The sequence below is a fragment of the Streptoalloteichus tenebrarius genome (assembly GCF_024171885.1).
In the GTDB taxonomy this organism is placed as follows: domain Bacteria; phylum Actinomycetota; class Actinomycetes; order Mycobacteriales; family Pseudonocardiaceae; genus Streptoalloteichus; species Streptoalloteichus tenebrarius.
In genome coordinates, this window is sequence record NZ_JAMTCP010000023.1 from 53,080 (window position 1) to 76,331 (window position 23,252).

The window sequence follows — 23,252 nt, forward strand, 5'->3', positions numbered from 1 at the left end:
CGAGGAGACACCAGTGAGCCTCTTCCTCACCCCCAACTCCCGGCTCGTGACGCCGCAGTCGCGGTACGTGCTGCCGTCCTTCGTGGAGCGCACCAGCTACGGGATCAAGGAGTCCAACCCGTACAACAAGCTCTTCGAGGAGCGGATCATCTTCCTCGGGGTGCAGATCGACGACGCGTCGGCCAACGACGTGATGGCGCAGTTGCTCTACCTCGAGGGCGACGACCCCGACCGCGAGATCACGATGTACATCAACTCGCCGGGCGGCTCGTTCACGGCGCTGATGGCCATCTACGACACGATGCAGCACGTCCGGCCGGACATCACCACGTTCTGCCTGGGCCAGGCCGCCTCCGCGGCCGCCGTGCTGCTGGCCGCCGGCACGCCGGGCAAGCGGTTCGCGCTGCCCAACGCCAGGGTGATGATCCACCAGCCGTCCACCGAGGGCGCCTACGGCCAGGTGTCGGACCTGGAGATCCAGGCCGCCGAGATCCAGCGGGTGCGCACCCTGCTGGAGACCACGCTGGCCAGGCACACCAACAAGGACGTCGAGCAGGTCCGGCGCGACATCGAGCGGGACAAGATCCTCACGGCCGACGAGGCCAAGGAGTACGGGATCATCGACGACGTCCTGACCAGCAAGAAGCCCGTTCCGTCGAAGCGCTGACGCACGGGAGGCGGGCCAGTCCTCCCCCGGTCGCCCGGCCGGGGGAGGGGCCGGCCCGGCGACCGCGACACGCCGTCGTGACCTGCCCCTCCGGGGTTGTCCGCGCGTGTCGGGGCAGGCTGGTGCTCCCGCTCACACGGGATGGGCGGGTACCGTCGAGGCAAGTAAGCCAGGCGCACCGGTGGGGGTGCGCCGGAGGGGACAGAGGTCAGCGGCCATGGCGCGTATCGGTGACGGCGGCGACCTGCTGAAGTGCTCCTTCTGCGGGAAGAGCCAGAAGCAGGTCAAGAAGCTCATCGCCGGCCCCGGTGTGTACATCTGCGACGAGTGCATCGACCTCTGCAACGAGATCATCGAGGAGGAGCTGGCCGAGGCGGGCGACGTCAAGCTCGACGAGCTGCCCAAGCCGGCCGAGATCCACGAGTTCCTCGACCAGTACGTGATCGGCCAGGACGAGGCCAAGCGCATCCTGTCGGTGGCCGTCTACAACCACTACAAGCGCATCCAGGCCGGTGAGAAGAACCGGGGCGACGACGGCGTCGAGCTGACCAAGTCGAACATCCTCATGCTCGGGCCGACCGGCTGCGGCAAGACCTACCTCGCCCAGACCCTGGCGAAGATGCTCAACGTCCCGTTCGCCATCGCCGACGCCACCGCCCTGACCGAGGCCGGCTACGTCGGCGAGGACGTCGAGAACATCCTGCTGAAGCTGATCCAGGCCGCCGACTACGACGTCAAGCGGGCCGAGACCGGCATCATCTACATCGACGAGGTCGACAAGATCGCCCGCAAGAGCGAGAACCCGTCGATCACCAGGGACGTCTCCGGCGAGGGCGTGCAGCAGGCGCTGCTGAAGATCCTGGAGGGCACGACCGCGAGCGTGCCGCCGCAGGGCGGGCGCAAGCACCCGCACCAGGAGTTCATCCAGATCGACACCACCAACGTCCTGTTCATCGTGGCGGGGGCGTTCGCCGGTCTGGAGCGGATCGTGCAGGACCGGGTGGGCAAGCGGACCCTCGGTTTCGGCGCCGAGATCCGGTCGAAGCAGGAGATCGACAACACCGACGTCTTCGCGGACGTCATGCCGGAGGACCTGATCAAGTTCGGGCTGATCCCGGAGTTCATCGGCCGGCTGCCGATGGTCGCCACGGTGACCAACCTGGACAAGCCCTCGCTGGTGCAGATCCTCACCGAGCCGAGGAACGCGCTGGTGAAGCAGTACCAGAAGCTGTTCGAGATGGACGGCGTGGAGCTGGAGTTCACCCACAGCGCGATGGAGGCGGTCGCCGACCAGGCCATCCTGCGCGGCACCGGGGCCAGGGGCCTGCGGGCCATCATGGAGGAGGTGCTGCTGCCGGTGATGTACGACATCCCCAGCCGCACCGACGTCGCCAAGGTCGTGATCACCGAGCAGACGGTGCGGGAGAACGTGAACCCCACGATCGTGGCCCGTCAGGCCGCGCGCCGGGAGCGGCGCGAGAAGTCGGCCTGACCGCCGACCCCAGACTCACCCGCCGGGCCCCGAGGACGTCGTCCTCGGGGCCCGGCGGCGTTTCCGGCGTTCCGGGGAGGGCGCCACCCGCCGAAGGCAGGAAATGTCACAGGTGAGAATCGACGACCATTCTGGGTGAACGGCGGATTGACACCGCGGCCCACGATTCCTCGCGGTGATGATCAACACCGGTTGGTGCCCCGATCGGAGGTATGACCTGTTATCGCCCGGAACGGAAGATCGTGCCGGGCGAGACCCGCCCTGACCGACTTCGGAAGGGACCCTTTCGTGAAGACGATCTACCGCTTCGTGTTGGCGTTCGCCCTCCTGCTGGGCGTCACCGGTGTCGCGACCGCGCAGACCTCCCCGCTGGGGGCCGCCGAGGCCGGGGGCGGGGTGCGCTCGGTGACGCTGACCACGACCGGCGGCTTCGCGGGCGTGCACGAGACCGTGACCGTGACCGACCAGACCGCGTACCCGAAGAAGGACCAACTGTTCGCCCTGGTCACGCGGGCGGACTTCCGGGCGCTGAAGGACAGGTACCTGCCCGCCAACACCTGTTGCGACCGGTTCTTCTACACCCTTGAGGTGACCTACGCCGACGGTCAGTACAAGAAGGTCGAGACCATGGACGACGCCAACGCCCCCAAGGTCCTCTTCGACGTGATCCAGCTCCTGCGCTCCACGCGCTGACACCGCGCCACGATGCCGGCGGTCGCCCCGCGACCGCCGGCATTCGCGTGTCAACCGTTTCGCGAATCAGACGTGACGGCCGACGAAACGAATGGCTTCCGGAAGAACCCGTCGGTAATAGTCGTCATTGTGGGCGCCGGGTCCGGTCGAGCCGATGACGGGTTTCGCCTCCCTGATGAAGCGCCGCGTCCCCTCGATGAACCGGTCCTCGGTCCCGCACCAGACGCCGACCGGGACGTCCCCCAGTTTGTCGATGTTGCGCAACGGGTCCGACGCCGCCCAGTCGGAGGCGTCCGGGAACGCGTCGCGCTTGCGCATCTCCCGCCACGACAGCAGGAGCGCCGGGGAGATCGCGGCCACCGCCCTGACGGGGTCGCGGCGCTCCCGGCGACGGCGGGCGTAGAGCAGGGCCCCGAACCCGCCCATGGAGATGCCGGCGACCGCGAACGGGCGGTGCGCGGCGCCACCCAGCCGCCGTTCGGCCAGCCAGCGCGGGACCTCCTCCAACAGCATCGTCATGGGGTCGTCGTCGGGGCGGTTACGGTGCCAGTAGCTGTTGCCGCCGTCGACCGTGACGAAGGCGTAGGGCCGGGCGGCGCCCTCCGAGACCGCGCTGGAGAGCATCTCGGGCAGGGTGCCGATCGCGCGGGCGTTGCCGAACCGGCCGTGCAGCATGAGGCAGACCGGCAGGTCCCGCCTCGGGATGTCCCTGGGGTAGATGGTGACGAGGTCGATCTCCCGTCGCCGGGCCGCCGAGTACACGCGGTCGATCACGACGCCGGCACGCGCGGGGTCGGGGCCGGAGGTGGCGGCGCGCCGGGCGACCGACGGGGGTTCGCTCTGGCGGGTGGCGCTGGTGAGGACCAGACCGGCCAGCGCGGTGGTTCCGGCGGCGACGGTCGTGCCGAGCAGCACGCGTCGGCTCATGCCGCGCCGTGTCGTGTCGCCCCGCTCGCGCATCCCCCACCTCCGAGCCGTCCGGCTCATCGTGCGGCACCACGCCGCCCATGAGCCAGCCCGATGCCCGACCTGACACCGAGTTATGACCGAAGGGTGGGAATCCGGCCGCCGGGTGAGTCGGAAAACCGGCTAACCGGCCGATGTGGCGCGCAGTTGTCGGATCTCCGCCTCCGAGTAGCCCAACCAGGTGAGGATGGCGTCGGTGTGTTCGCCGAGCGCCGGAACGGCCGCGGCGGTCCACTCCCAGGACCCGGAGGACACCGGGGGCGTCAGCATCGGGACCGGGTCGGCCTCGGGCACCGGGACGCGCCGCCACCGGTCCCTCGCCGTGAGCTGCGGGTGGTCGAGCAGGTCGAGCACGCCCCGGGTGCGCGCCGCCGGGACGTCGGCCGCGTCGAGGGCGGCCAGCAGCTCGTCCGCGTCCATCCGGTCGAACACGAGCTGGAGTTCGGCGTGCAGGGCGGACCGGTTCGCGACCCGGTCGGACACCGTCCGGAAACGCGGGTCGTCAGCCAGCTCCGCCCGGCCGAGCACCTCCGCGCACAACCGGCGCCACTGGGGCTCGTTCTGCACGGCGAGATGGACCGCGCCGCCGTCGGCGCAGGAGAACGGGCCGTAGGGCGCGATGCTCGCGTGGTGCGCGCCGCTGCGCGGGGGCACGACTCCCGTGCCCGCGGCGTAGAGCAGCGGCTGGTGCATCCACTCCGCCAACGCCTCCATCAGGGACAGCCGCAGCGTGACGCCCTCCCCGGTGCGCTCGCGGTGCAGCAACGCGGCGAGGACCGCCGCGTGGAGCTGGACCCCGGCCGCGATGTCCGCCACCGAGATCCCGGCCCGCGCCCGCACCTCGCCCTCCCCGGTCAGCTCGATGAGCCCGGTCTCGGACTGCGCCAGCGCGTCGAACGCCTTCCGGGTGTCGTAGGGCCCTCCCTCGCCGTAGCTGGACAGCTCGCCCACCACGAGTTCGGGGCGGGCGGCGCGCAGGGTCTCCGCGTCCACGCCCAACCGCCGGGCGGCGGCGGGCGAGTAGTTGCACAGCACCACGTCGGCCCTGGCGAGGAGGCGGTCGAGCACCCGGCGGCCGTCGGGGTGCCGGACGTCGAGGGCGATCGACTCCTTGCCCACGTTGGTCCAGGCGAAGTAGGACGAGACCGCGCCGCACGCGCGGTCGTAGTCCCGCGCGAAGTCCCCGGAGCCCCGCCGCTCGACCTTGATCACCCGCGCGCCGAGGTCGGCGAGCAGGCGGGTCGCGTACGGCACCGCCACGGCGTGCTCCAACCCCACGACCACGGTCCCGGCTAACGGCTTCACCGTGCGGCCTCCATCTCCTGATCCGCGCCGACCACGACCCGCTCCGCTCCGGTGTAGACGTTCATGGTCTCGCCCCTGAGGAAGCCGACGAGGGTCATGCCCTGCTCCTCGGCCAGCTCCACGGCCAGCGACGACGGTGCCGACACCGCGGCCAGCACCGGTACCCCGGCCATCGCGGCCTTCTGCACCAGCTCGAACGACGCCCGGCCGGACACCAGCAGGACGCAGCCGGCCAGCGGCACGCGTCCGTCGAGCAGCGCCCAGCCGAGCACCTTGTCCACGGCGTTGTGCCGCCCCACGTCCTCCCGCACGGCGAGCAGTTCGCCGTCGGCCCGGAACAGCCCGGCGGCATGCAGTCCTCCTGTGCTGGCGAACACGCGCTGCGCCTCCCGCAGCGCTCCGGGCATCCCCGCCAGCGTTCTGGCGCTCACGCGCGCGCTGTCGGACGCGGGGGAGAAGCGCGTGCGCAGCCGGACCGCGTCGAGCGCCGCCTTGCCGCAGACACCGCAGGAGGACGTGGTGTAGAAGTTGCGCTCCACACCCGGGTCGGGCGGTGGGACTCCGGGAGCCAACGCCACGTCGAGGACGTTGTAGGTGTTGCGCCCGTCCGGCCCCTTGCCCGCGCAGTACCGGGCCGCCGCCACGTCCGAGACCGCGTGGATCACCCCTTCGGTGAGCAGGAAGCCGTGCGCCAGCTCGACGTCGTGACCGGGGGTCCGCATGGTCACCGCCAGCGCCTGGCCGCCGACCCGCAGCTCCAGCGGCTCCTCCACGGTCAGCGCGTCCGTGCGGCGGACGACGCGGTCCCCGTCGAGACGCAGCACCGGGCGCCGCGTCGTGACCCGACCCATGCCCATTCTCCTTCGGTGGTTCGTCACCCGGACGGGGCCGGGCACTACGGACGATCACGATCCGGCGGTTGCCGGTGGGCTGGCGGCCACGGGAACCAACCTCTTGCCAACCTCTGTTGTGATCGTTTAGGCGGTGGGGAGCGCGCAGGCCCCCCGACGCGCTCCCCAACACAGAACCGGTACTGCCCGGCCGCCGCCAGCAGTCGGGTGGAGCCCGCTACGGTGCGGTAGCGGGCTCCAACCGGACCACGACCGACTTCGAGGTCGGGGTGTTCGAGACCTCCGCCGTGGAGTCCAGCGGCACCAGCGCGTTGGCCTCGGGAAAGTACGCCGCCGCGCATCCCCGCGCGGTCGGGTAGGCGACCACCCGGAACCGCTCCGCCCGTCGCTCCACGACCGCCGCGCCCTCGGTGTCCGTCGGACCGCTCTCGCGCGCCGCGCCGTCCCGGGCCCACTCGCTCACCAGGTCCACCAGCTCGCCGTCGCCGAAGCCCAGCTCCGCCAGGTCGTCCGGGTGCACGAACACGACCCGACGGCCGCCGGAGACACCGCGGTAGCGGTCGTCCAGCCCGTAGATCGTGGTGTTGTACTGGTCGTGGCTGCGCATCGTCTGCAACAGCAGCCGACCGTGCGGGACCTTCGGCGCGTACAGCGGGTTCACCGTGAAGTTCGCCTTGCCCGTCGCCGTGGGGAAGCGGCGCTCGTCCCTCGGCGGGTGGGGGAGGATGAAGCCGTCCGGCTGCCGCACCTTCCGGTTGTAGTCCTCGCACCCGGGGACGACGCGGGCGATGCTCTCCCGGATCAGGTCGTAGCCCCGCTCGAAGTCCGCCCACGGCACCGGGTGGTCGTCGCCGAACAGCGCCCGCGCCAGGCGCGTGATGATCGCGATCTCGGACAGCAGGTGCGGGCTCGCCGGCCGCAGCCGGCCCCGCGACGCGTGCACGGTCGACATCGAGTCCTCGACCGTGACGAACTGCTCGCCGGTGGCCTGCTCGTCGCGGTCCGTGCGGCCGAGGGTGGGCAGGATCAGCGCGGTCCGGCCGTGCACGACGTGTGAGCGGTTCAGCTTCGTCGACACCTGGACGGTCAACGAGCAGGAGCGCAGGGCCTCCTCGACCACCTCGGTGTCCGGCGTCGCCGCGACGAAGTTGCCGCCGAGCCCGAGGAACACGCGGGCGCGCCCGTCGCGCATCGCGCGGAGCGCCTCCACGGTGTCGAAACCGTGCTCCCGGGGGACCTCGACGCCGAACTCCGCCTCCAACGCCGCCAGGAACGACTCCGGCATCTTCTCCCAGATGCCCATGGTGCGGTCGCCCTGCACGTTGGAGTGGCCGCGCACCGGGCACACCCCCGCGCCGGGCTTGCCGATCATGCCGCGGAACAGCAGCAGGTTCACGACCTCGCGGATCGTGGGCACCGAGTGCCGGTGCTGGGTCAGGCCCATCGCCCAGCACACGACCGTCCGCTCGGACTCCGCCAGCATCCGCCCGACGCGGGCGACCTGCTCACGGGGCAGGCCGGTCGCCGCGTCGACCTCGGCCCAGTCGACCGCGCGCACGTGCTCTGCCCACTCCGCGAAGCCGTGCGTGTGCTTCTCGACGAACTCCCGGTCCATCACCGTGCCGGGTGCCGCCTCCTCCGCCGCGAGCAGCAGGTGCCCCAACGCCTGGAAGAACGCCTGGTCGCCGCCCAGCCGGATCTGACAGAACTCGTCGGCCAGCGGCGTGCCCCCGCCGACGACCCCGGACGGGCGCTGCGGGTTCTTGAACCGCATCAGCCCCGCCTCGGGCAGCGGGTTGACCGCCACGATGCGGGCGCCGTCGCGCTTGGCCTCCTCCAGCGCCGTCAGCATCCGGGGGTGGTTGGTGCCGGGGTTCTGTCCCACGACGAGGATCAGGTCCGCCGAGATCAGGTCGTCCAGGCTGACCGAGCCCTTGCCGACGCCGATCGTCTCCGTCAGCGCCGCGCCCGACGACTCGTGGCACATGTTCGAGCAGTCCGGCAGGTTGTTGGTGCCGAAGCAGCGGACGAGGAGCTGGTACAGGAACGCGGCCTCGTTGCTCGTGCGGCCCGAGGTGTAGAAGACGGCCTCGTGCGGGCTGGACAGCGCGCGCAGCTCGTCGGCGATCAGCCCGAACGCCTCGGACCAGGCGATGGGCTCGTAGTGGGTCGCGCCGGGGCGCAGCACCATCGGGTGGGTCAGGCGGCCCTGCTGGCCCAGCCAGTAGTCGGTGCGCCCGGCCAGCTCGGCCACCGGGTGCTTGGCGAAGAACTCCGGCCCCACGCGGCGGAGCGTGGCCTCCTCGGCCACCGCCTTGACCCCGTTCTCGCAGAACTCGATGGCCTTGCGGTGCCCGGGCCGCTCCGGCCACGCGCAGCCGGGGCAGTCGAACCCCTCGCGCTGGTTGAGCAGCCGCAGGGTGCGCACCGTGCGCGTCGCGCCCATCTGCTCGAACCCGCGCTGGGCCGAGACCATCACGCCCGTGACCCCCGCCGCCCAGTCCTTGGGCTCGCGGATCTCCAGCTCGGCCTCGTCGATGTCCCGTTCCGGCGGCTTGCGGCTCATGCCGCCATCCTCCGCCCGCTCCCGCCCCCTGCACCAGTGACCCGCCCCCGCCACCTCCCCGCGACGGGGCGGTGTGACCCAGCTCGCCGTACCTCGCGGCCGGGTGGCCGCGTTCGAGAACGCCCGCGAACACGCCGTCGAAGCCCTGAGGTCCGCCGAGCGCGCCGAGGCCGCCGCCCGCGAGGAAGAACGCAAACATCGCGAGGAGGCCGCGAAACAAAGTGGTGGTGGGGACCATCCGGACCTGACGTCGGAGGAAGAGCGACTGCTCTACTCGATGGGTGGTCCCGACCTGGTTCAGGAGTATCGGGAGGGACTCGCCGGTGCCAACAAGTCGATCCTTCAGTTCTTGAAGGAGGTGGGCGCCGAGGTCCTACTCGAGGTCACAGGCATCAACGATCTCAAGAAGTGTTTCGGCGAGGGCAACATCGCGTCCTGTGTCTGGACCGTCGTGAACGCCGCCTCACTCGTCCTCATCATCGCGAAGCTGCCGTCGGTCGCCGCGGCGATCGGGAGGGTGATCGGAGGCGTCGCCAAGTTCCTTGAGGGAACCTCGTGGGGAAGAAGGATCCTCGAGAACGGGCGCCGGGTCATAGGGGAGGCGCGTGTCGCCTGCTCGCTGACAATGGGAACGGCGGGAAATTCTCACCTCTTCGCCACGGCGAGCGCGAACCCCACGTGTCCCAGGTTCTCCGTGGACTCCAATGGCGAGATCGTCGACCTCGTCACGCCGAAGGGCAGGATCGAGCTGCCAAAGAACCTCGACGGCGGCACGGCGCAGGAGGTGGGCAACCGGATCTGGGGAGGACATGGGCCGAAGATTCCCCGGGAGCTCATCGGGAAGCGCGGCCCGGAGGAACTCAGGAGAGCCGCGACCAAGCAGGACGCGCAGCGCCTTCAGGACTTCTACCGGTGGGTGGAGATAAATATGCCCAACAATCCCACGGCCCCGTCCCGCGTAAAGTTGTGCCAGGAGGTTATCGACGCATGGGGAGGCTGACCCACGTGGGCGGAGAGATCGTTCGACTGAAGGTCGGTGTTTCTGACGAAGCAGCGGGGACCGTGGGGTTCGAGCCGGTGGGAATGTTCTACGAACTTGGCCCGGGAGAATACCTCTACGCCTGCCTGAACGAGGTTCAGCTCAGGTCTCTGGAGGTGACCTCCTGGTCCGGGGGCGTCTCCCTCTGGGTGCGGGGCGAGTTCGTGGTGCTCGACAGTCGGGGCAACGTCCTCGACGAAATCTGGGGTGGATGAGGAGCCACGTAGCCCCACGGGACCGAAAGAGACGTGGGAAGGGAGGGAGCGATTTCTGGGGACGTAACTTCGGGTTTCCCGACTGATGGCCGTGGCCATGAGAGTGTTCCGAGTCCGAGTAGGCGCACGCCCCACCTTGGATGTTCCCGACTGGAGGAGGTTCGTGTGACATGTTCAAAAATCTCCGACGCGCGAGTTTCAGGAGCTCGTCGGACCTTGAGTCCGAGATGGCGGGTGTCAGTGTGAGAAGAAAATCTGTTTCGACCAGGAAAATTTTTGTTCTCCTGGTTGGGTTACTCTCTCTTTCTGTTGTCACCTCAACGCTTCCTGCGGCGGCGAACGAGGGTCCTGCGGCCAACGCGTCGGCGGAGCAGCCGAAGCAGACGGAGACGCCGGCGACGTTCGATGACAAGGTCCGGGCGGCCTCGGCGTTGGGCATCGTCGCGAGCAACGAGCTGCTCGTGCTGAACGACCGCAACTTCGTGTTCGCGTTGTGGCGGCAGGCCAAGGGCGCGGAGGTGCGCGCCTCGGCCGAGCTGGCGCTGGGCGGCACGGACGCGGACTGCGCCACGTGGATCAAGCTCGGCATTCACGACGCGGTGAAGCGGGACCAGAGCAACGAGCAGCGGGACGCCGAGGCGGCGCGGATCGCGCGTGAGCTGAAGCGCAACGCCGCGATGGTCATCGGCATCGAGCCCACGGCGGAGATGCTGGTCCTGAGCTACAAGGACTTCGTCTACGACCTGTGGAAGCGGGCGTCGGGGCCGAAGGTGAAGGCCGCGGCGCTGGACGCGTTCGGCAAGGACGAGGCCGGCCAGAAGGCGTTCCTGGCCGAGGGCATCCGCAAGGCCCACGAGCAGGACCAGCTCGACGCCATCGAGAAGGACCAGCAGGCCAACGAGGCGGAGAAGGCCCGGCAGAGGGACCGCGCCGCCAAGCAACGCGCGATGCGGCAGGTGCTCGGCGTCGAGCCGACCGACGGCATGCTCGCGCTGTCGGACGACAACTTCATCCGCGAGGTCTGGAACCGGGCCAAGCCGGACACCGAGGTGCAGTCCGCCGCCGTCGCGGCCCTGCGCAGCTCCGACCCGGCCGTGTGGAAGCGGTTCATCGACACCGGCATCTATGAGGCCAACGACCGCGACAAGGCCAACGAGCTGCGCAAGCAGGAGGAGGCCGACAAGCGGCGCCTGCTGGAGATCCAGACCAGGGCCGAGAAGAGCCTGGTCCACCCTGGTCTGGTCGACGCCGCCAAGGACGCGCTGGCCGCCGGGCCCGGCGCCGTCTCGTGGTTCCTCCGCATCGGCCAGTACGGCAACGCCCTGGTCCAGTCCCTCCAGGCGGACACGGTCGGCGTTCGCGGCTGGTACATCCGTCACAACTCGGACGGCCCCGCCCGGATCGATCCCGGCAACCCCGTGCCGGCCAAGGGGCTCGGCGCCGACGCCCACTGGCGCGTCCTGCCCGGCCTCGCCAACACCGAGTGCCACTCGTTCGAGGTCGCCGATCGCCCCGGCGTCTACCTCCGCCAGGAGAACCTCCGCGTGCTCGTGGCCAAGAGTGACGGCAGCGAGCAGTTCCGCCGGGACGCCACCTGGTGCTCTCGCCCCGGTCTGATGGGCGAGGCGGTCTCGCTGGAGTCCTTCAGCGCCAAGGGACGCTTCCTGCGGCACATCAATGCCGAGTTGTGGGCGGCCAACGACAGCGGCGAGCACTGGTTCGACAACCCGAAGCTGTTCAAGGTGGACGCCTCCTGGCGCGTGCACGGCTGGTACCCGGTGTCCACCGGCATCAGCCTCCGCTGGCTCAACGACGACACCCTGCGGCGTCGGGTCGGAAAGCCGGTCGAGGAGGAGAAGTCGGACGGCGACGTGCGGTGGCGCAACTACGAGAACGCCAGGCTGTACTGGACGCCGCAGACCGGCGCGCAGGCGATGCAGGGCGGGATCCTCGCGAAGTACGACCAGCTCGGCGCGCACAAGTCCGGCATCGGGGTGCCCACCACCGACGAGGCCTCGACGCCGGACGGCACCGGCCGCTTCAACCACTTCAGCAACGGCTGCTCGATCTACTGGACGATGCCGACCGGTCCGCACCTGGTGTGCGGCGCCATCCGTGAGAAGTGGGCGCAGCTCGGCTGGGAGCGCGGTCTCGGGTACCCGACGACCGACGAGTCCGCGGCGGCGGACGGTGTCGGCCGGTTCAACCACTTCACCAACAACGCGTCGATCTTCTGGCTTCCGGAGGTCGGCCCGCACGCGGTCTCCGGCGCGATCCGGGACAAGTGGTCGCAGCTTGGGTGGGAGCGTTCGTACCTGGGCTACCCCGTGAGTGACCAGGTGGACAGGGACGGCGTGCTCGTGCAGGAGTTCCAGCACGGTCGGATCGAGCACGACCCGAGGACCGGTAGGACCACCGACGTCCGCAAGTGACTTCCGTCGCCCCGGCCGCGTGACGTGATCCCGGCGCGGGTTGCGAGGTGAACGGCAGGGGCGGTCGTCCTGACAGGAAGCTGTCGGGATGACCGCCCCTGTCTTCGTTGACCGCTGTCCTCGTCGGCCAGGGGCACGGCGGGGTCAGTTGCCGCAGGCGTTCTCGTCGCTGATGGGGTTGGCGGGGTCGAAGTAGTAGGCCGAGTCGTGTTTGGCCGACCTGCCGTGGAGCCGGCGCTCGGAGATCGAAGGGGCGAGGAAGCCCTTCTTGATCTCTCCGCAGGCCATCGAGTAGGTGAAGCCCTCCGTCTTGGCGGGCCAGAGGCCCTTGATGCCGTTCCCTACGAGGTAGGTCGCCTCCCCACCGTTCGAGGGCCACGATGTCCATCGGCCCGGTCGGCTTCTCGTCGCCAGGGTCGAAGGCGTAGGCGATGACGTGGTTCGTGTGCACGGCGAGGGTGCCGTGCTCGCCGGGCTCGACCCACATCCGGCCGTTGACCTTCGGCTCGACCGGGAGGAGCCGGTGGCCCTTGCTGACCCGGGTGAGCAGCCAGGAAGTCTCGGCCACGTTGCCCTCGGCGAGCTTCGCGCGGATTTCGGTCAGGCTCTCCGGGTCGAGCTGCGCGAGGACGGGGTCGGGTGTGTGGTTCTCCAGGACCTGGCGGTCCAGGCGCGCGGTGGTGAGGAACCGCCGCACCTTCTCGGTTGCCTCGGCGACCTGCTCGGGCGAGTAGCCGGCGACGGGCGCGGACGGCGGGGCGACGAAGCCGGCGGCGCCGTCGGCCCATCCCTCGGCCGGGGTGCCGGCGAAGGGGCGGGCGAGGTCGACCTTGCGCACCGCCTCGACCGTGGACGGGGCGGTCGTCGAGGTGTGTCCCGTCGAGGTGCTCGGCGCGCTGACGGCGAGAAGGCTGTCGAGCCGACCGGACTGGTGGAGCGCCAGCCCGCCGGCGAGGGCCACGGCGGACAGGACGGCGACGACCTTGGGAAGGTGTCGGCGCGTCCCCGCGCGGCGGCGGGCCCGACGCGCGTCCCGGAAGGCGCGTCTTCGCGCCGCCCGCTGCCAGCGTTCGTCCTGGAGATCAGGGTGTTCCTCGATGGTCACGTGTGTCCCCCACAGTGATGAAGATCGGCAGAACCCTGGGCCGGGAGCCGGCGCGGGCGGCGGGGCAGGGGTGCGCGACTCTGGTGTCGGAACTGCCGTGCGGGCCACAATCGGGGGTTCGTAAACTCTCCGCGTGACCGAGACCCTTCCGCAGCAGGCCCGTGCCGACCTCCCGCCCCAGTGGAACCCGGCGGAGGTAGAGGGCGAGCTCTACGAGCGGTGGGTCGAACGCGGCTACTTCACCGCCGACGCGAGCAGCGACAAGCCGCCGTACACGATCGTCATCCCGCCGCCCAACGTCACCGGCACCCTCCACATGGGGCACGCGCTGGACCACACCCTCATGGACTCGCTGACCCGGCGTCGCCGCATGCAGGGCTACGAGGTGCTGTGGCTGCCCGGCATGGACCACGCCGGCATCGCCACCCAGAACGTGGTGGAGCGGGAGCTGGCCAAGGAGGGCCGGTCCCGGCACGACCTGGGCCGGGAGGCGTTCGTCGAGCGCGTGTGGTCGTGGAAGGCCGAGTACGGCGGCCGCATCCTCGACCAGATGCGCCGGCTGGGCGACGGCGTCGACTGGAGCCGCGAGCGGTTCACGATGGACGCGGGCCTGTCCCGCGCCGTCCAGACGATCTTCAAGCGGCTCTACGACGACGGCCTGATCTACCGCGCCGAGCGGATCATCAACTGGTGCCCGCGCTGCCGCACCGCGCTGTCGGACATCGAGGTGGAGCACAGCGAGGACGAGGGCGAGCTCGTCTCGATCCGCTACGGCGACGGCGAGAACGCGATCGTCGTGGCGACCACCCGCGCCGAGACGATGCTCGGCGACACCGCCGTCGCGGTGCACCCCGACGACGAGCGCTACCGGCACCTGGTCGGCACCGAGGTGGAGCTGCCGCTGACCGGCCGGCGCATCCCGATCGTGGCCGACGCGCACGTCGACCCGGAGTTCGGCACCGGCGCGGTCAAGGTGACCCCGGCGCACGACCCGAACGACTTCGAGATCGGCCAGCGGCACGACCTGCCGTCGCTGACCGTGATGGACGAGCGGGGCAACATCACCGTCCACGGCCCGTTCGAGGGCCTCGACCGGTTCGAGGCACGCCCCGCGATCGTGGCCGCCCTGCGCCAGCAGGGCCGGATCGTCGCCGAGAAGCGCCCCTACCTGCACTCGGTGGGCCACTGCTCCCGGTGCGACACCGTGGTCGAGCCCCGGCTGTCCATGCAGTGGTGGGTCAAGGTCGAGCCGCTGGCGAAGGCCGCCGGCGACGCCGTGCGCGACGGCCGCACCACGATCCACCCGCCGGAGCTGGCCAAGCGGTACTTCGACTGGGTCGACGACATGCACGACTGGTGCATCTCGCGGCAGCTCTGGTGGGGCCACCGCATCCCGGTCTGGTACGGGCCGAACGACGAGGTCGTCTGCGTGGGGCCCGACGAGCAGCCGCCCTCGGGCGAGGGCTGGCGGCAGGACCCCGACGTGCTGGACACCTGGTTCTCGTCGGGCCTGTGGCCGTTCTCCACGCTGGGCTGGCCGGAGCGCACCGAGGACCTCGACCGGTTCTACCCGACCAGCGTGCTGGTCACCGGCTACGACATCCTGTTCTTCTGGGTCGCCCGGATGATGTTGTTCGGCCTGTACGCCATGGACGGGCGGCAGCCGTTCGACAACGTCTTCCTGCACGGCCTGATCCGCGACGCCCAGGGCAAGAAGATGTCCAAGTCGCGGGGCAACGTGATCGACCCGCTCGACTGGCTGGACCGCTACGGCGCGGACGCGCTGCGCTTCACCCTGGCCCGCGGCGCCAACCCCGGCTCGGACATGGCGCTGGCCGAGGAGTGGGCCGCCGGCTCCCGCAACTTCTGCACGAAGCTGTGGAACGCCAGCCGGTTCGCGATGATGAACGGCGCCACCGTGGAGCGCGAGGTCCCCGCGCGCGACCGGCTCACCGACGCCGACCGGTGGATCCTGGACCGGCTCGACGCCACCGTCGCCGAGGTCGACGAGCTGTTCGAGGGCTTCCAGTTCGCCAAGCTCTGCGACGCGCTCTACCACTTCACGTGGGACGAGTTCTGCGACTGGTACGTGGAGCTGGCCAAGGTCCAGATCGCCGAGGGCGGCGACCGGGCCGAGGCCACCAGGGCCGTGCTCGGTCGGGTGCTCGACGTGCTGCTGCGCCTGCTCCACCCGGTGATCCCGTTCGTCACCGAGGTCCTGTGGACGACGCTGACCGGGCGGGAGTCGCTGGTCGTGGCCGAGTGGCCGACCCCGGCCGGGACGGCGGCCGACGCGGACGCCGACGCCGCCCGCCGGGTCGCCGGCGCGCAGAAGCTGATCACCGAGATCCGGCGGTTCCGCTCCGACCAGGGCCTCAAGCCCGGCCAGCGGGTGGCCGCGCGGCTGGTTGGCCTGGCCGAGGCCGAGCAGGCCGGGCACGAGGCCGCCGTCAGGGCCCTGGCCAGGCTGGACGCCCCGGTCGACGGCTTCACGGCCTCGGCCTCGCTGGAGGTCGGCCTCCCCGGCGGCACCGTCCAGGTCGAGCTGGACCTGTCCGGCGCGATCGACGTGGCGGCCGAGCGCAAGCGGCTGGCCAAGGACCTCGCCGCCGCCGAGAAGGAGCTGGCCGGCTGCGAGGCCAAGCTGGGCAACCCGAAGTTCACCGACAAGGCTCCGGCCGAGGTGGTGGCCAAGATCAGGAGCCGGCGGGAGTCCGCCCTGGCCGACATCGAGCGGCTCCGGGCGCGGCTGGCCGCCCTTCCGGAGGGCTGAGCGCCATGGCGAAGGTGGACCAGGAGGCGTTGGCGGAGCTGCGCGCCGTCGAGGCCGAGCTGGACCAGCGGTGGCCGGAGACCAGGATCGCGCCGTCGCTGGACCGAATCCGCCTGCTCACCGAGGTGCTGGGCGACCCGCAGCGCAACTACCCCGTGCTGCACGTCGCCGGCACCAACGGCAAGACGTCGACCTCTCGGATGATCGACGCGTTGCTCACCAGAGTCGGGCTGCGGACCGGGCGGTACACCAGCCCGCACCTCCAGCTCGCCACCGAGCGGATCAACGTCGACAACCAGCCGATCAGCCCCCAGCGGTACGTCGAGGTCTACCGGGACATCGAGCCCTACGTGCGGATGGTCGACGAGCGCGGCGACGTGCCGATGAGCAAGTTCGAGGTGCTCACCGGCATGGCCTTCGCCGCGTTCGCCGACGCGCCGGTGGAGGCGGCGGTGGTCGAGGTGGGCCTGGGCGGCACCTGGGACGCCACCAACGTCGCCGACGGCAGGATCGCCGTGGTCTGCCCGGTCGGCATCGACCACGTCGAGTACCTCGGGCCGGACATCGCCAGCATCGCCGCCGAGAAGGCCGGGATCATCAAGCCCGACTCGGTGGCGGTGCTGGCGGCGCAGGAGCCCGAGGCGGCGCGGGTGCTGCTGGAGCGCTGCGCCGAGGTGGGCGCCACCGTCGCCCGCGAGGGCATGGAGTTCGGGGTCCTGGACCGCCGGCTCGCCGTCGGCGGGCAGATGCTGCGGTTGCAGGGGCTCGGCGGCGTCTACGACGAGGTCTTCGTGCCGCTGCACGGCGAGCACCAGGGCCGCAACGCGGCGCTCGCGCTCGCCGCCGTGGAGGCGTTCTTCGGCGCCGGCGAGGGGCGACAGCTCGACGTCGACGCGGTGCGCGACGCGTTCGCCTCGGTCCAGTCGCCGGGCCGGATGGAGCGCGTGCGCAACGCGCCCACCGTGCTGGTCGACGCGGCGCACAACCCGCACGGCGCCCGCGCGCTGGCCGCGGCGCTGAGCGGCGAGTTCGCGTTCCGCCGGCTCGTGGCCGTCGTCGGGGTGATGGGCGACAAGGACGCCCGCGGCATCCTGGAGGCGCTGGAGCCGGTGGTCACCGAGGTGGTGCTCACCAGGAACTCCTCGCCGCGCTCCATGGACCCGGACGACCTCGCGGTGCTGGCGCGGGAGATCTTCTCCGACGACCGGATCGTCGTGGAGACCCGCCTCGACGACGCGATCGAGACCGCCGTGGGCCTGGCCGAGGAGACCGAGGACCCGGACGAGCCGATCTCCGGCGCCGGCGTCGTCGTGACCGGGTCGGTGGTGACGGCGGGGGAGGCCCGCGCGTTGTTCGGCAAGGAACCGGCGTGAGCGGGGAGGCCCCGAGGTGACCGAGCAGTCCGCGCCCCAGCCGCCGGCGAGGGACCCGTGGAAGGGGCTGCGCGGCGTCATGGCCGGCACCCTGGTCATGGAGGCCATCGTCGTGGGCCTGGCGCTGCCGGTGGTGCACCGCTTCGGCGGCGGGCTGTCGTCCACCAACGGCGTGCTCGTCGTCGGCCTGGCCGTGGCGATGGTGCTGGCCAGCGGCTTCGTCGGCCGGTCGTGGGGCCTCGGGCTCGCGTTGGCGCTCCAGGCGCTGATGGTGCTCACGTTCTTCATCTCGCCGGCGTTGGGCGCGCTCGGCGTGCTGTTCGCGCTGGTGTGGGCGTGCATCCTCTGGCTGCGCCGCGACGTGGCGCGGCGGCTGTCCCAGGGGACATCCCCCGGCCCCCGCTGACCAGCCCCGCTGACCGGCCCGCCCTCAGAACGGGGGCGGCGCCGGCTGGTCGCGGAAGCGGGCCGAGACGATGAGCGTGATCGCCACGCCGAGGACGGCGTAGATGGCGAGCACCCACAGCGGCAGGGCCAGCGCGGCCCCGTCGAAGTAGGCGACGTTGCGGGTGGCGCTGGTGCCCGCGCCCGTCGGCAGGTACGGGCCGATGACCCGCCAGAAGGTGGGCAGCAGGGCCTGCGGGAAGGGCCCTCCCGAGCTGGGGTTGCCGAGCACGACGAAGAACAGGATCGCCACGCCGATGCCGACCAGTCCGGCGAGGACCTGGAGCGCCATTGTCGCCGCCGCGGTCGCGAAGACGATGAGCGCGCCCAACGCCCACAGGCCGACCAGGCTGTCCGGCAACGCGTCGAGCATCGGGCCGACGATGAGCGCGCCGCCGAGCCCGGAGACGATCGCGTAGAGCGCCAGCGCCAGCAGGCGGATCACGGCGCGGCTGGGGTTGGCGGGGCGGGTCCCGCTGCTGAGCCCGAGGATCGCCGCCACCAGGTAGCCGCCGACGATCCAGCCCACGACCAGGTAGAACGCGGACAGGCCGCGGCCGTCGCCCGAGGCGACGGGTTTGACGTCGGAGACGGTGAGCCGGCGCCCCTGCTCGGTGTAGACGCGGCCGACGATGCCGCCGACGGCGTCGGCGAGCGCCGGACCGCCGGCCCCGGTCACCAGCAGCCGGTCGCTGTCCTTGTCCGGCTCGATCACCAGCGCCGCGTCGACCTCCCTGCGGTCGATCTGACGCCGGGCCGCGCTCTCGTCCAGCACGCTGCGCGCGTCCAGTGGCTCGTCGGGCAGCCCGTTCAGGCGGCCGACGAGGTCGACCGCGTTCTGTGGCGGGGCGACGACCGCGAGCGGGATGTGGTGCGGCTGCGGGTGATGCAACGCCCCGACGTAGGACACGATGAACGACAGTTGCAGCAGGAGGACCCCGACCACGAGCAGGACGGCGCGCAGGGTGACCGCGTCGCGCAGCCGTCGGCCCAGTGCGATCGGAGCCGTTGGCGGCTCGTCCAGCTCCGTCACGGGCACCACCTCCCGACCCCGGGATCGTCGGACGACCAGCGGGGACCGGCCAACCGACACGCATGCCCCGCCGGCCGGCTTCATGCGAAGGGGTGATTCGCGTTCATCTCGGCGTCGCCTGCCCGTCGTCGGGCCCGACTAAGAACCCGGCTATGGAGAACCCGCGTTCCCTCGACCGTCGCTCCCTGCTGCGGGCCGGCGCCGTCGGCGCCGCCGCGCTCGCCGGCGGGCTGGTCGTCCCGTCCACCGCGCTGGCGGGCCCCGCCGCCGCCCCAGCCCTGGTGCGGGGCGACCGCCCCCGGCTGACCCACGGCGTGCAGTGCGGCGACGTCACCAGCGACGGCGCCCTGGTGTGGACCCGTGCGGACCGCCCGTCGCGCATGCTCGTCGACGTCTCGTTCGACCCGTCGTTCCGGGTCACGCGCACCTACCGGGGGCCGCTGCTCACGCCCGACACCGACGGCACGGGCAAGCTCCGGATCAACCACCTGCCGCCGGGGCGGCGCGTGCACTACCGGGTGCGCGCCGAGGACCTGGACGGCCGCGCCTGCGGCGAGCCGGTCGCCGGCAGCTTCCGCACCGCCCCGGTCGGCAGGGACGGGGTGCGGTTCGTGTGGTCGGGGGACATCGTCGGCCAGGGATGGGGCATCAACCCCGACCTCGGCGGGATGACCATCTTCTCGGCGATGGCCGCCCGCCAACCCGACTTCTTCCTGTGCAGCGGGGACACCGTCTACGCCGACAGCCCGCTCGCCGAGACCGTCACCATGCCGGACGGGCGACGCTGGCGGAACCTGGTCACCCCGGAGAAGTCCAAGGTGGCCGAGACGCTCGCCGAGTTCCGCGGCCAGTTCGCCTACAACCTGCTCGACGAGCACTACCGCCGGTTCGCCGCCTCCGTGCCCCAAATCAACCAGTGGGACGACCACGAGGTCACCAACAACTGGTACCCGGGCGAGGTGCTCGCCGACGACCGGTACACGGAGAAGCGCGTCGACGTGCTCGCCGCCCGCGCGTTCCAGGCGTTCCACGAGTGGGTACCGCTGGACCCGAAGCGGGCCGTGGACGGGCGGGTGTACCGCAGCTTCCCGTTCGGTCGGCACGTCGAGGTCTTCGTGCTCGACATGCGGACCTACCGGGACGCCAACTCGCCGGGCACGGCCGGCCCCGAGCGAATCCTCGGCGAGGCGCAGGCGCGGTGGCTGGTGGACGCGCTCAGGCGCAGCCACGCCACGTGGAAGGTGATCGCCGCCGACCTGCCCCTCGGCCTGGTGGTGCCGGACGGCACCGCGCAGGAGGGGATCGCCAACGGGCAACCGGGCGCGCCGGCGGGCCGGGAGGCCGAGATCGCCTGGGTGCTGCGGGAGATCGCCCGTCGCCGTGTCCGCAACGTCGTGTGGCTGACCGCTGACGTGCACTACACGGCCGCACACCACTACTCGCCCGACCGGGCGGCGGTCCGGGACTTCGACCCGTTCTGGGAGTTCGTGTCCGGGCCGCTGCACGCGGGGGCGTTCGGCCCGAACAAGCTCGACCCGACGTTCGGGCCCGAGGCGGTCTTCGTCCACGCGCCGCCCGCGGCGAACACGTCCCCGTGGGACGGCTTCCAGCACTTCGGCGAGGTCGAGGTGGACGGGCGCAGCGGCGACCTGACCGTGCACCTGCGTGACGCGAAGGGCGCCTCGCTCTGGTCGAAGACACTCCGGCCCCAGCGCTGACCGCCAGCGCTGACCGCTCCCCGGGCATGGCACCCTGACGAGCCACGCCCGGGGACGCCCGCGCCGTCCCCACCCCGCCGTCCGGCACACTCGGACGGGCGATGACGCCCGGAGCGCGATCGCCCCGGCGCGGAGCGTGCTGGTCCTGGTCCGGTGACCTGGCCCACGCCCCGGCCGGATACGCTTCGCGTGGTTTCTCGTACCACCCCTCACGAAGGAGTTAGGACCCCGTGACCGAGCGCACCCTGGTCCTGGTCAAGCCGGACGGCGTCAGCCGTGGCCTGGTCGGCGAGGTGATCTCCCGGATCGAGCGGAAGGGCCTGAAGCTGGTCGCGCTCGAACTCCGCGCCGTCGACCGCGGCCTGGCGGAGCAGCACTACGCCGAGCACGACGGCAAGCCGTTCTTCGAGTCCCTGCTGGAGTTCATCACCTCCGGCCCGGTGGTCGCGGCCGTCGTGGAGGGCCCGAGGGCCATCGCCGCGTTCCGGCAGCTCGCCGGCGGCACCGACCCGGTGGAGAAGGCCACCCCGGGCACCATCCGCGGCGACTTCGCGCTGGAGACCCAGTTCAACCTGGTGCACGGCTCGGACTCGGCCGACTCGGCCGCGCGCGAGATCAAGCTGTGGTTCCCCGACCTGTGAGCCGCTGAACTCGCCTTCCCGGGCGGAACCGCGTGAGGGCCGGGTGTCGCGTCGCCGACACCCGGCCCTCACCCTGTCGGCGTCCTGCGGGGACTCGTGCGCGGGCCGAAATTCGCTCCGGAATGTCGGAGGAGCCGGATACTGTCGCCTCTGTGATCCGGGACACGGCTCTGGTGCGCGCCAGCGGACTCGTGAAGCGCTTCGGCGACTTCGAGGCGGTCCGCGGCATCGACGTCGAGGTCCACAGGGGAGAGGCCTTCGGTTTCCTGGGACCCAACGGCGCCGGCAAGTCCTCGACCATGCGCATGATCGCCTGCGTGTCCCCGCGCACCTCCGGCGACCTGCGGGTGCTGGGCGGCGACCCGGACGTCGACGGGCCGCGCATCCGGGCCCGCATCGGCGTGGTCCCGCAACAGGACAACCTCGACAACGAGCTGACCGTCCGGCAGAACCTGCACGTCTACGGCCGCTACTTCGGCCTGCCCCGCGCGCACGTGCGGGCCAGGGCCGAGGAGCTGCTCGACTTCGCCCAGCTCACCGAACGCGCCGACGACGAGGTCGAACCCCTCTCCGGCGGGATGAAACGCCGCCTGACCATCGCCCGCTCCCTGGTCAACGACCCGGAGCTGCTGCTGCTCGACGAGCCGACGACCGGCCTGGACCCGCAGGCGCGACACCTGCTGTGGGACCGGCTGTTCCGGCTCAAGCAGAACGGCGTCACGCTCATCGTGACCACGCACTACATGGACGAGGCCGAGCAGCTCTGCGACCGCCTCGTCGTCATGGACGACGGTCGCGTCGTCGCCGAGGGCTCCCCCGCCGAGCTGATCCGCGCCCACGCCAGCCGCGAGGTCGTCGAACTGCGGTTCGCGCCCGGCCACCAGGAGCGGGCCGTGCCCGTCGCGCGGGAACTGGCCGAACGGGTCGAGGCCCTGCCCGACCGGCTCCTGCTCTACACCGGCGACGGCGAGGCCGCGCTCGCCGCCGCCCACCGGCGCGGCCTCCAGCCGGTGGCCACCCTGGTGCGCCGCGGCACGCTGGAGGACGTCTTCCTCCACCTCACCGGACGCAGCCTGGTGGACTGACGATGACCACCACGACCAGCGGCGTCGGCGCCACCGCCCCACCCTCCGGCCAGGTCCCCGGCCCCGTCCGGGGGCCGCTGCTGGTGGTCGAGGGTCTGTGGACCTGGTACCGGCGACACTGGCGCTCCACCCTCGTCTCCAGCGTGCTCCAGCCCCTGCTCTACCTGGTCGCGATGGGCGTCGGCCTCGGCAGCTTCGTCGACGGCGGCGGCCGCGCGGCCCGCGCCGTGCCCGAACTCGCGACCGTCTCCTACCTCCAGTACATCGCCCCGGCGCTGCTCGTCGCCGCCGCGTTGCAGAACGCGACGGGGGAGGCCACCTACCCCGTGCTGTCCGGCTTCAAGTGGCAGAGGAACTACTGGGCGGTGGCCGCCACCCCGGTCACCCCGCACCAGCTCGCCCACGGCGCGCTCCTGTGGATCGCGATCCGGGTGGCCGTCTCCGGAGCCGCCTACCTGCTCGTCGCCGCCCTGTTCGGCGCGGTCGCCGGGGTCGGCGCGCTCGCCGCGCTGGCCGTCGCCGTCCTGACCGCCATGGCCTTCGCCGCGCCTCTGGCCGCGTTCTCCGCCTCGATCCGCTCCGAAGGACAGCCGTTCAACGTCGTCTTGCGGTTCGTGGTGCTGCCGATGACCCTGTTCGCGGGCACCTTCTTCCCCGTCGAGCAGCTCCCGGCGCTCGTGCGGCCCCTGGCCTGGATCGCCCCGCTGTGGCACGGCACCGAACTGGCGCGCGGGGCGGTGGTCGGCGAGGTCTCGGCCGCCGCCGCGACGGGCCACGTCGGCTACCTGGTGTCGTTGCTGGTCGGCGGCGTGCTGCTGACCCGGTGGCGGTTCCGAGTCCGGCTGACGGCGTGA

20 protein-coding genes are annotated in these 23,252 nt (G+C 71.4%); 14 read left to right on the forward strand and 6 right to left on the reverse strand.

Annotated features, from left to right (window positions below; all coding sequences use genetic code 11):
- Nucleotides 1-13: 13 nt before the first annotated feature.
- From LX15_RS19120 to LX15_RS19130, 3 genes are all read left to right on the forward strand, one after another.
- Nucleotides 14-667 carry an ATP-dependent Clp protease proteolytic subunit gene (locus tag LX15_RS19120; protein ID WP_308213488.1) on the forward strand — a complete coding sequence of 218 codons (654 nt, stop codon included), beginning with the start codon at nt 14-16 and terminating at the stop codon, nt 665-667.
- A 217-nt stretch (nt 668-884) separates the two neighbouring features.
- On the forward strand, nt 885-2,159 hold the full coding sequence (clpX, locus tag LX15_RS19125) for an ATP-dependent Clp protease ATP-binding subunit ClpX (RefSeq protein WP_253670981.1): 1,275 nt from the start codon (nt 885-887) through the stop codon (nt 2,157-2,159).
- A gap of 288 nt (nt 2,160-2,447) precedes the next feature.
- Entirely contained in the window at nt 2,448-2,852 is a 405-nt protein-coding gene (locus tag LX15_RS19130) for a protealysin inhibitor emfourin (protein WP_253670982.1), read from the forward strand.
- Nucleotides 2,853-2,918: 66 nt separating this feature from the next.
- On the opposite strand, the gene LX15_RS19135 is transcribed toward LX15_RS19130, so the two are convergent.
- The 4 genes from LX15_RS19135 to LX15_RS19150 all read right to left on the reverse strand — a co-directional run bounded on the left by LX15_RS19135 (nt 2,919) and on the right by LX15_RS19150 (nt 8,540).
- The gene (locus LX15_RS19135; protein WP_253670983.1) at nt 2,919-3,839 is read right to left on the reverse strand and encodes an alpha/beta hydrolase; all 921 of its coding nucleotides are present in this window, start codon (nt 3,837-3,839) and stop codon (nt 2,919-2,921) included.
- A gap of 102 nt (nt 3,840-3,941) precedes the next feature.
- Nucleotides 3,942-5,123 (reverse strand): CaiB/BaiF CoA transferase family protein, encoded by a 1,182-nt coding sequence (locus tag LX15_RS19140; RefSeq protein ID WP_253670984.1) that lies wholly within the window; start codon nt 5,121-5,123, stop codon nt 3,942-3,944.
- A complete protein-coding gene (gene fdhD / locus LX15_RS19145) occupies nt 5,120-5,974 on the reverse strand; it encodes a formate dehydrogenase accessory sulfurtransferase FdhD (protein ID WP_253670985.1) in 855 nt (284 codons plus the stop codon). Before fdhD ends, LX15_RS19140 begins: the two co-directional genes overlap by 4 nt.
- A 217-nt stretch (nt 5,975-6,191) precedes the next feature.
- Nucleotides 6,192-8,540, reverse strand: coding sequence for an FdhF/YdeP family oxidoreductase (locus tag LX15_RS19150; protein ID WP_253670986.1), 2,349 nt, complete (start codon nt 8,538-8,540; stop codon nt 6,192-6,194).
- Between the two features lie 103 nt (nt 8,541-8,643).
- Between LX15_RS19150 and LX15_RS19155 the strand changes: the two genes are divergently transcribed.
- The 3 genes from LX15_RS19155 (at nt 8,644) to LX15_RS19165 (ending at nt 12,226) form a co-directional block, all read left to right on the forward strand.
- The gene (locus LX15_RS19155) at nt 8,644-9,540 is read left to right on the forward strand and encodes a hypothetical protein (protein WP_253670987.1); all 897 of its coding nucleotides are present in this window, start codon (nt 8,644-8,646) and stop codon (nt 9,538-9,540) included.
- Nucleotides 9,528-9,794 (forward strand): hypothetical protein, encoded by a 267-nt coding sequence (locus tag LX15_RS19160; RefSeq protein ID WP_253670988.1) that lies wholly within the window; start codon nt 9,528-9,530, stop codon nt 9,792-9,794. Before LX15_RS19155 ends, LX15_RS19160 begins: the two co-directional genes overlap by 13 nt.
- Nucleotides 9,795-10,225: 431 nt before the next feature.
- Nucleotides 10,226-12,226, forward strand: a complete 2,001-nt coding sequence (locus tag LX15_RS19165; RefSeq protein WP_253670989.1) for an AbfB domain-containing protein — start codon at nt 10,226-10,228, stop codon at nt 12,224-12,226.
- Between the two features lie 144 nt (nt 12,227-12,370).
- On the opposite strand, the gene LX15_RS19170 is transcribed toward LX15_RS19165, so the two are convergent.
- Nucleotides 12,371-12,514 (reverse strand): hypothetical protein, encoded by a 144-nt coding sequence (locus LX15_RS19170; protein ID WP_253670990.1) that lies wholly within the window; start codon nt 12,512-12,514, stop codon nt 12,371-12,373.
- Nucleotides 12,515-12,689: 175 nt separating this feature from the next.
- Between LX15_RS19170 and LX15_RS19175 the strand changes: the two genes are divergently transcribed.
- The 4 genes from LX15_RS19175 (at nt 12,690) to LX15_RS19190 (ending at nt 17,883) form a co-directional block, all read left to right on the forward strand.
- On the forward strand, nt 12,690-13,349 hold the full coding sequence (locus tag LX15_RS19175) for a hypothetical protein (protein ID WP_253670991.1): 660 nt from the start codon (nt 12,690-12,692) through the stop codon (nt 13,347-13,349).
- A 115-nt stretch (nt 13,350-13,464) separates the two neighbouring features.
- Nucleotides 13,465-16,104 (forward strand): valine--tRNA ligase, encoded by a 2,640-nt coding sequence (locus LX15_RS19180; protein WP_253670992.1) that lies wholly within the window; start codon nt 13,465-13,467, stop codon nt 16,102-16,104.
- 5 nt (nt 16,105-16,109) lie between these two features.
- Entirely contained in the window at nt 16,110-17,477 is a 1,368-nt protein-coding gene (folC, locus tag LX15_RS19185; protein WP_253670993.1) for a bifunctional tetrahydrofolate synthase/dihydrofolate synthase, read from the forward strand.
- A 16-nt stretch (nt 17,478-17,493) separates the two neighbouring features.
- On the forward strand, nt 17,494-17,883 hold the full coding sequence (locus LX15_RS19190) for a DUF4233 domain-containing protein (protein ID WP_253670994.1): 390 nt from the start codon (nt 17,494-17,496) through the stop codon (nt 17,881-17,883).
- A gap of 24 nt (nt 17,884-17,907) precedes the next feature.
- Here LX15_RS19190 and LX15_RS19195 read toward each other — a convergent pair whose 3' ends face one another.
- Nucleotides 17,908-18,954: an ABC-2 transporter permease gene (locus tag LX15_RS19195; RefSeq protein WP_253670995.1), complete on the reverse strand. Its 1,047-nt coding sequence runs from the start codon at nt 18,952-18,954 to the stop codon at nt 17,908-17,910.
- Nucleotides 18,955-19,106: 152 nt separating this feature from the next.
- Here LX15_RS19195 and LX15_RS19200 point away from each other — a divergent pair, with 152 nt between their 5' ends.
- The 4 genes from LX15_RS19200 to LX15_RS19215 all read left to right on the forward strand — a co-directional run bounded on the left by LX15_RS19200 (nt 19,107) and on the right by LX15_RS19215 (nt 23,252).
- The gene (locus LX15_RS19200; RefSeq protein WP_253670996.1) at nt 19,107-20,672 is read left to right on the forward strand and encodes an alkaline phosphatase D family protein; all 1,566 of its coding nucleotides are present in this window, start codon (nt 19,107-19,109) and stop codon (nt 20,670-20,672) included.
- Nucleotides 20,673-20,902: 230 nt separating this feature from the next.
- On the forward strand, nt 20,903-21,313 hold the full coding sequence (gene ndk / locus LX15_RS19205; protein WP_253670997.1) for a nucleoside-diphosphate kinase: 411 nt from the start codon (nt 20,903-20,905) through the stop codon (nt 21,311-21,313).
- Nucleotides 21,314-21,435: 122 nt separating this feature from the next.
- The gene (locus tag LX15_RS19210) at nt 21,436-22,398 is read left to right on the forward strand and encodes an ABC transporter ATP-binding protein (protein ID WP_372502755.1); all 963 of its coding nucleotides are present in this window, start codon (nt 21,436-21,438) and stop codon (nt 22,396-22,398) included.
- Nucleotides 22,399-22,400: 2 nt separating this feature from the next.
- On the forward strand, nt 22,401-23,252 hold the full coding sequence (locus tag LX15_RS19215) for an ABC transporter permease (protein ID WP_253670998.1): 852 nt from the start codon (nt 22,401-22,403) through the stop codon (nt 23,250-23,252).